Below are 8,214 nucleotides of genomic sequence, written 5' to 3' on the forward strand. Positions count from 1 at the left end.
CGTCCACGCGGCCACGGGTCTCCGGCCCGACGATGGTGGCCATCAGTCCTCCTGCCTCTGCTCCGGCGGGACCCGGTCCAGGTAGCGGCCCATCCAGGCCACCGGGTGGAGGCCGGCCGGTGGCTCGCCCAGCGTCAGGTCGAGGGCGGCGGCGACAAGCACCGCGCTCATCGGCGCACGCCGTCGCGGCCCGGGACGGGGTGCCGCTCCTGGCCCGGCTCCGCGGGTGTCTGGTGCCCGCTGACCGGGCGGCTCGGGACCACCGCCAGCCCCGACCGGCGCCGCAGCACCTCCACCCGCGCGGCGTAGATCTCCTCCAGCAGCGCCGGGCGCAGCACCGACTCGGGCCGGTCGTCGGCGACGACGCCGCCGCGGTCGAGCAGCGCCATCCGGGTGCTGTACTGCGCCGCGAGCGTCAGGTCGTGCATGGCAGCGACGACCGTGATGCCGTCCTCCAGCCGCAGCCGGTCGACCAGCTCCAGCACCGTCTGCTGGTGCCCGATGTCGAGGGCGCTGGTGGGCTCGTCCAGCAGCAGCAGCTGCGGGTCCTGCGCCAGCGCGCGGGCGAGCACCACCCGCTGCAGCTCCCCGCCCGACAGCTGGGTGGCCGGGCGGTCCGCGAGCCCGCGCAGGTCCAGCCGGGTCAGCGCCCGCTCGACGGCGGCGCGGTCAGCCCTGCTCTCGGTCCGGAACCGGCGCAGGTGCGGTGCCCGGCCGAGCGTCACCAGCTCCCGCACGGACACCCCCTCGGGCACCACCGGCTGCTGGGGGAGCAGCGCGACCACCCGGGACACTGCTCGCCGGGGGGCCTGGCGGGGGTCCAGCCCGCACACCCGCACCGATCCCTCGGCGGGCAGCAGGCCGCAGAGGGCGTGCAGCAGCGAGGTCTTGCCGGCGCCGTTGGGCCCGGCCAGGGACAGCCAGCCGCCCCGCTCCACCACCAGGTGGGCGGCGGACACCACGGTGGTCTCGCCCCTGCGCACTCGCAGCCCGTGGCACTCGACGGCGGTCACGACGTCCCCGCCCGCTGCCGGAGCACCACCAGGAAGAACGGCGCGCCGACGATCGCGGTCACCACGCCGATCGGCAGCTCCGCCGGTGCCAGCGCCCAGCGCGCCAGCACGTCGGTGAGCACCAGGAACGCCGCCCCCATCGCCATCGCCAGCGGCAGCAGCGTGCGGTGACCGGCGCCGAAGAGCAGCCGCACCGCGTGCGGCACCACGATGCCGACGAAGCCGATCAGCCCGCTGACGCTGACGACGGCCGCCGTCCCCAGCGTGGCGGCCAGCACCAGCACCAGCCGGGTCCGGGCCGGGTCGATGCCCAGGCTGGCGGCCTCCACGTCACCGAGCGCCATCAGGTCCAGCGCCCGGCGGTGCAGCAGGATGACCACCGCGGCGACGGCGACGTAGGGCAGCACGGAGACGACGTCGGCCCAGCCGTCGGTGCTGAGCCGGCCCAGCATCCAGGAGTAGACCGCCATCAGCGAGTCGTCGAACCACTGCTGCACGAAGGTCTGCACGGCGTTGAAGAAGGCGGCGACGGCGACGCCCGCCAGCACGATGACCACCGCGCCACCGGTGCCGCGACCGAGCGTGCTGCCGAGGGCGTAGGTCGCGGCCACCCCGGCGATCCCGCCGGCGAACGCCAGCAGCGGCACGCTGAACGGGCCGAGCGCGCCGCCGGCGACCAGGCCGAGGGTCGCTCCGAGGCCGGCGCCGCTGGAGACGCCCAGCAGGTACGGGTCCGCCAGCGGGTTGCGGAACACGCCCTGGTAGGCGGCGCCGGCCAGCGCCAGCGTGGCGCCGACCAGGCAGCCGAGGACCACGCGCGGCAGCCGGATGTCCCACAGGATGGCCTGCTGCTGGCCCGACAGGCCCGACTCGAGGTGGACGCCGGGCACCGCCCCGGCGAGCTCCCGCAGGACCGCACCGGGGGTGAGCCCGGCCGGCCCCACGAGGAAGCCGACCAGGCACGCCCCGACCAGCACCGCCCCGGCCACCGGGGACCGGAGGGCCGCGGGCACCTCAGCCCGCGTTCGCCGGCTCGAGCTCGGCCAGCTGGTCACCGACCAGCTCGACGAAGTCGACGACCCGCGGGCCCCACCGGCTGGCGATGTCCTCGTCGAGGGCCACCACGGCACCGGACTGCACGGCCGTCATGCCGGCCCACCCGGCCCGCTCGGTCACGCCCTCGACGGAGACGTCGCAGCACTCGGTGTCCGCCAGGAACACCAGGTCGGGGTCGGCCTCGACCACGAACTCGGACGACAGCTGCGGGTAGGGGTCGCCGTTCGCGGCCTGGTCGGCGATGCTGGTCAGCCCGAACAGCGCGTAGACCTCCCCGATGAAGGTCTCGCCGGTGACGCTGTAGCCGGTCGGGTCCAGCTCGTGGTAGTAGGTCGTGCCCTCCGCGTGCGGGGCCGACTCGACCGCCGCCGCGATGTCCTCCTGGAGCTGGCCCACCAGGGCGGTGGCCTCGGCGACGTGACCGGTCGCGGCGCCCAGCCGCTCCATCTGCGAGTAGGCCTCCTCCAGGTCGGTCGCGGAGGGCATGAGCAGCGTCGGCACGCCGGCCTTGTCCAGCCCGGAGACCAGGTCACCGGTGTCGCCGGTCGTGACCACCAGGTCGGGCTCGTAGCCGAGGATCGCCTCGACGTTCGGCTGGTAGCCGGACAGCGACGTCGTGGGCACGCCCTCGGGGTGGTCGGACTGGTCGTCGACCGCCACCACCTGGTCGCCGGCACCGATCGCCCACAGCGTCTCGGTGGCGGTCGGGCTGAGGGAGACGATGGCTTCCGGGCGCTCCTCGAGGGTGAGCTCGCTGCCGCCCTCGAGCGGCCCGGACAGCACCGTCACCGGGAACCCGCTGTCCTCCGGTGGTGCCGAGGCGGTGGCCTGCCCGCTGCCGGCCGAGGCAGCGGCCTGGTCACCGCCGTCGGGGCTGGTGTCGGCGCCCCCACAGCTGGCGAGCAGGGTGGCGGCGAGCGCGGCGGCCAGGGCCATCGGGCTGCGGTGTCGGGCACGCCCAGGGGTGGGTCGGTGCAGGGGGAGCTGGGTCACAGCGCATCCTCCGTCTTCGTCGGAGGACGAAAGACGTGGCTGCAGGGCGCACCCGGGGGTGGGCGATGCCGCACGAACTGCCCTTCGTCCGAGGACTAGTCACGTGGCCGTGGGGCAGAGCTCTGGCTGGCCGGCCCACCGGGGTGGGCCGGACTCACAGTTGCGGCACAGCGCCGGACTCTCACCGGACTTCACTGCGATCCCACGACACCCCCGCCGGTTGCGGAGGCGGGCTCACCCTACAGCGACCTGGTCAGGAACACGCTGTGGGGGTCCTGGCGGTAGCCGCCGAACGGTGCGCAATCGGTGAACCCGTGCCGCCGGTACAGGGCACGGGCGGGCGCGAAGAAGTCCATGCTCCCGGTCTCCAGCGAGATCCGGTTGGCACCGTCCGCGCGGGCGCGGCCGATCGCGTGCCGCAGCAGCAGCGCCCCGATGCCCCGCCCGCGGTGGGCCGGGTCGGTCCGCATGCTCTTCAGCTCCAGGTGCCGGTCCTCGACCCGGGCGAGCGCGACGGTGCCGACCAGCTCCTCGTCGCCGTCGCGGTCACCGCAGGCGTGCGCCACCCAGAGCCGGACACCAGGGCCGCTCAGCCCGGCCAGGTCCAGGGCGTGCCGGCTCTCCGGCGGTGCGGTCGGTGCCAGCTCGTCCAGGTGCCGCTGCAGGAAGGCGACCAGGCGGGGGTCCGCGAGGTCCGCGGGCGTGATGGTGACGGCCATGGCTGGCGGCTCAGCCCTCGAGCACGGCCCGCACCTCGGCGGTGTCGACCGCCGCCAGGTCGGGGTCGGCCCACCGCGGCTGCCGGTCCTTGTCGACCAGCTGGGCGCGCACGCCCTCGGCGAAGTCAGGGTGGCGCCCGCAGTCGGCCGCGGCCCGCAGGTCCTGCGCGAGTACCTCGGGCAGCGGCAGCCCGGCCGCACGGCGCAGCGCCGCGAGCGTCAGTACCACCGAGTGGGGGGAGCGCTGCCGGATCAGCCCGGCCGCCTCCCGGGCCGCCTCGACGGGACTGCTCTCGAGCCGTGCCAGGACGGCCGCCGCGTCCTCGCCCGCGTAGCAGCCCGCCGTCCAGGCGCGGTGCTGCTGCCAGGGCGCCTCGGTGGCGGTGTCGGCGCCCAGCTGGGCGGCCTCGGGCATCGGCCCGTCGTCGGCGAGGACCGGCCGGACCTGCGCCAGCACGCCCGTCAGGTCCGGCACCGGGGCGACGGCGTCGGCCAGCCCGAGCAGCACCGCGTCGGAGCCGCTGAAGGTCGCGCCGGTCAGCGCCGCGTGCGTGCCCAGCTCGTCCGGTGCCTGCGCCAGCCGGTGCAGCATGCCCACGTCGGGGAAGAAGCCGATGATGGTCTCCGGCATCGCCGCGCGCGTCCGGTCGGTGACGAGTCGGTGCGAGGCGTGGGCCGAGATGCCGAGCCCGCCGCCCATGACCACGCCGTCCATCCAGGCCAGGTAGGGCTTGGGGTACTCGGCGACGAGCTGGTCGAGGAGGTACTCCACCCGCCAGAACTCCTCGGCGTCCTCGGGCCGGCCCGCGAGCACGGCCTCCCGCAGCGCCCGCACGTCCCCGCCGGCGCAGAGTCCGCGGTCGCCGGCGCCCTGCACGACCACCGCCCGGACGGCGTCGTCGTCGGCCCAGCGGCGTAGCTGGTCCAGCAGCGACCGGCACATCCCGAGGGTGAGCGAGTTGATGGCGCGGGGCCGGTTGAGCACCACCCGGCCCAGCGGGCCGTCGGTCGCGTAGAGCACCTCCTCGCCGTGGCCGGGCGCGGGGGCGAGGTCCAGCTGGTCGTCCATGGTCGAGACCCTACGGGCGAGCGCGCGACCGTAGACTGCGGCCCCATGGCTAAGGCATCGCGGCGCAAGCGCCAGCAGCAGAAGCCCACCGGACCGGCCAGGGCGCCCTACGTGGCCCGCCCCTTCGAGGGACTGCCCGGCGAGGCGGAGTGGGTGGCGATGCGGGAGATCGTGCCCGCCGCCACCGCCGACGTGACGGTGCGGCTGCCGGGCGAGGAGGAGGACCGGGCCGTCCGGCTGGCCACGGTGCTGCCCGGCGCCATGCCGGCGATGCACCGCGAGGACGGCACCGTGCTGGTGGCGCTGCAGTCACGCACCTCCAGCGGGGACGCCAGCCGCGACGTCGCGCAGGCGCTGCTGGCCGCGGTGGCCGCCGAGCCGGGGACCCCGGTCACCTCGGTGCGGCCGGCCGACGCCGACACCCCGCGGATGCAGGACCTGCTCGCCGACCCGCAGCCGCTGCCGATCACCGTCCACGAGGACTTCTCGTTCTGGCTGGACGAAGAGCAGCAGGCCAGCCCCGAGCTGCAGGCCAGCCTGGAGGAGACCAACGCAGCGGCGGTACCCACCGTGAAGATCGCCGACGTGCCGTCGGCCTACTGGTGCCGGATGGGCGACCGCACCTACATCCGGTGGCTGCTCACCGAGGACGAGGACGACGCCACCCGCGCGCTGGCCCGGCTGCAGGCCCGCGGCGAGCACACCCTGGGCGGGGACACCGTGCTGCTGGGGGCGTTCCGCGCCGCGGGGCTGCTGGTGCCGGTGCTGGAGGTGGACCCGGGTGCCGAGCCCGCCTCCCACGGCGCCGCCCTGGCCGAGCTGGCCGGCCGGTACGCCGAGGCGCTCACCGTCGGGGAGCCGCTCAGCCCGGACGAGCGCCGCGCCCGCGACGGCCTCATCAGCCGCCAGGTCACCCTCCGCTGACGGCCGGCGGTAGCGACGGTGCGCACCCGGTGGCGGAAGAGGCAGGGCCGACGGTGAGCCCCGTCCCGGCCCGGGTCGCCGCGGTCGTCCCCGCCAAGGACGAGCAGCGCCGCATCGCCGCGACGCTGCGTGCCCTGGCTGCGGTCCCGGGCGTCGACCTGGTCGTGGTGGTCGACGACGGCAGCAACGACCGTACCGCCGACGTCGCCGCCCAGGCCGGCGCGATCGTCGTGCGCCACCAGCGCAACCGCGGCAAGGGTGCCGCCATGACCACCGGGGCCGAGGAGGTCGCCCGGATCGACGCCCGGCAGGGCGGCGAGCCGCACCTGCTGCTGTTCGCCGACGCCGACCTGCAGGCCAGCGCCGCCGGCCTTTCCCCGCTCCCGGGTCCCGTCGCCGTGGGCGAGGCCGACATGACGATCGCGGTGCTGCCGCCGCAGCAGCGCCCGGGGGGCGGGTTCGGCCTGGTGGTGCGGACCGCACGGACGGGGATCCGCCGGCTGACCGGGTGGCGCGCCACCCAGCCGCTGAGCGGCATGCGGTGCCTGACGCAGGAGGCGTTCCAGGCGGCTACCCCGCTGGCCCGCGGGTGGGGCGTGGAGGTGGGCCTCACCGTCGACCTGCTGCGGGCCGGGATGCGGGTCACCGAGGTGCCGTGCTCGCTGCAGCACCGGGTCACCGGCCGGGACTGGCGCGGCCAGCTGCACCGGGCCCGGCAGCTCCGGGACGTCACCCGCGCGCTGGCCGCCCGGGTGCGTCGCCGCCGGTGACGGGCAGCCGGGTGCGCACCGCCAGCACGGCGCAGGCCGCGACGGCCACCCCGACCCCGACGATGGCGATGCCGGAGTCGTTGACCAGCCACCCCACCAGCCAGCAGACCAGCAGCGCGCAGGCCGTCGCCCGCAGCGCGGGGAGCGCCCACAGCGGCCGGAGCGGCCGGCCGAGCGCCGAGTCCGGGCGTGCGACGGCGACCGCGAGCACCGCCAGCGCCAGCACCGCCAGCCAGGCGACCGGGTAGTCCCGCAGGATGCCGGCGCTCTGCTCCAGCTTGCCCCGCACGATGCCCGCCGCGTCCCCGTCCAGCACCGCCTGCACGAAGTCGCCCAGGTGGGTCCGCGCCGCCGGCCCGCGGGCCCAGTCGAGCACCATCAGCGCACCGGCGCCGGCCACCGCGGCGAGCCCCAGCAGCAGCACCCGTAGCGGTGTCGGCCGCAGCCCCAGGACGAGCATCGCCAGCAGGCCGGTGGCCAGCAGCAGCGGCGGCACCCCCCCGAAGTCGGCGCCCCACACCGGCACGCCGTCCACCGTGGCCGCGAGCAGCCCGAGCAGCAGCACCACGGCGGCGGCCGCCCACCGAGCCGCGGCCACCCCGTGCGCCCGCGCGAGGGTGCGGGAGGCGAGGAACCCGGCGAGCAGCAGCACGCTGGTCGCCAGGATGCCCAGCCCGGCGTTGCCCATCCCGTGGAACCGTCCGGCCGTGGTCGGTCGCAGCCCGAGCACGGACAGCAGCCCCAGCCGGCTGCCCAGCACCACGTCGAGGCTGAGCACCACGACCGTCACCGCCGCCACCACGGCCGGCGGCCCGAGCGGGTGCCGCCGCCACGGGCCCGCCCACGCCAGCAGCAGCTGCCCGAGAACCAGCCCCGCCAGCACCAGGCTCAGCGCCAGCATGGTCGGCCCCACCCGGCCGGACAGCGGGGCGCCGTCGCGCCACCACGGCACCAGGCTGGCCAGGAAGGTCGCCGCCGGCACCGACTGCGCCGCCGTCGCGGCCACCGCGGCAGCGGTCCGCCGGTCCGCGGCCAGCAACCCCGCCAGCAGCACCAGCACGGTCACCGCGGCGACGGTGAGCACCGGTCCGGTCAGCTGCGGGACCGCGGCCGCCGCCAGCGTCACGTCCCGGTGGTCCTGCAGCCGGTCCTGGACCCGGTCGGTCACGGCGGGGGACGGGCGCGGGTCGACCGGTTCCGGCGCGCCGTCGTCGCCCGGTGCCGGGACCGCCCGGTCCGGCACGACGCGGAGCTGCTGACCGAGCGTCGCCGAGGGGTCGGCTCCCGCGGCGGCCAGCAGGGTGGCGGTCAGGTCGGGGGTGTGCGCCAGTCCCGGCTGCGACGTGGTGCGTGAGGTGAGCTCTCCTGCCGGCACGCCGGGACCGGAGGCCAGCAGCAGCCGCGGCGCGGCCGCAGCGCCGGCGTCGGCCACGCCGGCGACGACCAGCAACGCCTCGGGGCGCTGCTCCCGCACCGACTCGACGAGGGCGTCCAGCCCGGCGGCGCTCATCGCGTCCTCGACCGGGCCACCGGCCACGAGTTGCCACCGGCAGTCGCCGGAGCGCTGCGGGTCCGGCTCCCCGCTCGGGCCTGGCTGCCCTCCGAGGGCATCGACGGAATCGACGGCGCCGTCGGGGCCGGCGCCCGCCAGCGCGGCTGCCGCGCCGGTC

9 protein-coding genes and 1 riboswitch are annotated in these 8,214 nt (G+C 76.6%); of the genes, 2 read left to right on the plus strand and 7 right to left on the minus strand.

The genetic code is table 11. The annotated features are described in order from the left end of the window. Nucleotides 1-42: 42 nt before the first annotated feature. The 6 genes from GFJ45_RS16840 to GFJ45_RS13945 all read right to left on the minus strand — a co-directional run bounded on the left by GFJ45_RS16840 (nt 43) and on the right by GFJ45_RS13945 (nt 4,850). On the minus strand, nt 43-171 hold the full coding sequence (locus GFJ45_RS16840) for a cobalamin biosynthesis protein (protein WP_228387068.1): 129 nt from the start codon (nt 169-171) through the stop codon (nt 43-45). Continuing rightward, complete coding sequence (locus tag GFJ45_RS13925; RefSeq protein ID WP_153398240.1) at nt 168-1,013, minus strand: ABC transporter ATP-binding protein; 846 nt, start codon at nt 1,011-1,013, stop codon at nt 168-170. The genes GFJ45_RS16840 and GFJ45_RS13925 overlap by 4 nt, the downstream gene beginning before the upstream one ends. Beyond that, nucleotides 1,010-2,026, minus strand: a complete 1,017-nt coding sequence (locus tag GFJ45_RS13930) for a FecCD family ABC transporter permease (protein ID WP_153398242.1) — start codon at nt 2,024-2,026, stop codon at nt 1,010-1,012. The genes GFJ45_RS13925 and GFJ45_RS13930 overlap by 4 nt, the downstream gene beginning before the upstream one ends. Before the next feature lies 1 nt (nt 2,027). Then, nucleotides 2,028-3,062, minus strand: a complete 1,035-nt coding sequence (locus GFJ45_RS13935) for an ABC transporter substrate-binding protein (RefSeq protein WP_228387070.1) — start codon at nt 3,060-3,062, stop codon at nt 2,028-2,030. A 96-nt stretch (nt 3,063-3,158) separates the two neighbouring features. Continuing rightward, nucleotides 3,159-3,319, minus strand: a riboswitch (cobalamin riboswitch). Continuing rightward, nucleotides 3,302-3,781 carry a GNAT family N-acetyltransferase gene (locus GFJ45_RS13940; protein ID WP_153398244.1) on the minus strand — a complete coding sequence of 160 codons (480 nt, stop codon included), beginning with the start codon at nt 3,779-3,781 and terminating at the stop codon, nt 3,302-3,304. (Overlaps the previous riboswitch by 18 nt.) 10 nt (nt 3,782-3,791) lie before the next feature. Next, a complete protein-coding gene (locus GFJ45_RS13945; protein WP_153398246.1) occupies nt 3,792-4,850 on the minus strand; it encodes an enoyl-CoA hydratase/isomerase family protein in 1,059 nt (352 codons plus the stop codon). 45 nt (nt 4,851-4,895) lie between these two features. Here GFJ45_RS13945 and GFJ45_RS13950 point away from each other — a divergent pair, with 45 nt between their 5' ends. Together GFJ45_RS13950 and GFJ45_RS13955 are read left to right on the plus strand one after the other, a co-directional pair. Next, nucleotides 4,896-5,774, plus strand: a complete 879-nt coding sequence (locus GFJ45_RS13950) for a DUF5926 family protein (RefSeq protein ID WP_153398248.1) — start codon at nt 4,896-4,898, stop codon at nt 5,772-5,774. Between the two features lie 53 nt (nt 5,775-5,827). Next, nucleotides 5,828-6,544: a glycosyltransferase gene (locus tag GFJ45_RS13955; RefSeq protein ID WP_228387072.1), complete on the plus strand. Its 717-nt coding sequence runs from the start codon at nt 5,828-5,830 to the stop codon at nt 6,542-6,544. On the opposite strand, the gene GFJ45_RS16460 is transcribed toward GFJ45_RS13955, so the two are convergent. After that, nucleotides 6,504-8,214: hypothetical protein (locus GFJ45_RS16460; RefSeq protein WP_194288679.1), on the minus strand; the 1,711-nt coding region annotated here is incomplete at its 5' end. The two genes, GFJ45_RS13955 and GFJ45_RS16460, sit on opposite strands and share 41 nt — an antisense overlap.

The organism is Ornithinicoccus halotolerans (assembly GCF_009602535.1).
GTDB classification, from domain to species: domain Bacteria; phylum Actinomycetota; class Actinomycetes; order Actinomycetales; family Dermatophilaceae; genus Ornithinicoccus; species Ornithinicoccus halotolerans.

Coding starts and splice junctions, on each gene's coding strand:
- GFJ45_RS16840 (WP_228387068.1), bottom strand. CDS start 171: ATGAGCGCGGTGCTTGTCGCCGCCGCCCTCGACCTGACGCTGGGCGAG.
- GFJ45_RS13950 (WP_153398248.1), top strand. CDS start 4,896: ATGGCTAAGGCATCGCGGCGCAAGCGCCAGCAGCAGAAGCCCACCGGA.
- GFJ45_RS13945 (WP_153398246.1), bottom strand. CDS start 4,850: ATGGACGACCAGCTGGACCTCGCCCCCGCGCCCGGCCACGGCGAGGAG.
- GFJ45_RS13940 (WP_153398244.1), bottom strand. CDS start 3,781: ATGGCCGTCACCATCACGCCCGCGGACCTCGCGGACCCCCGCCTGGTC.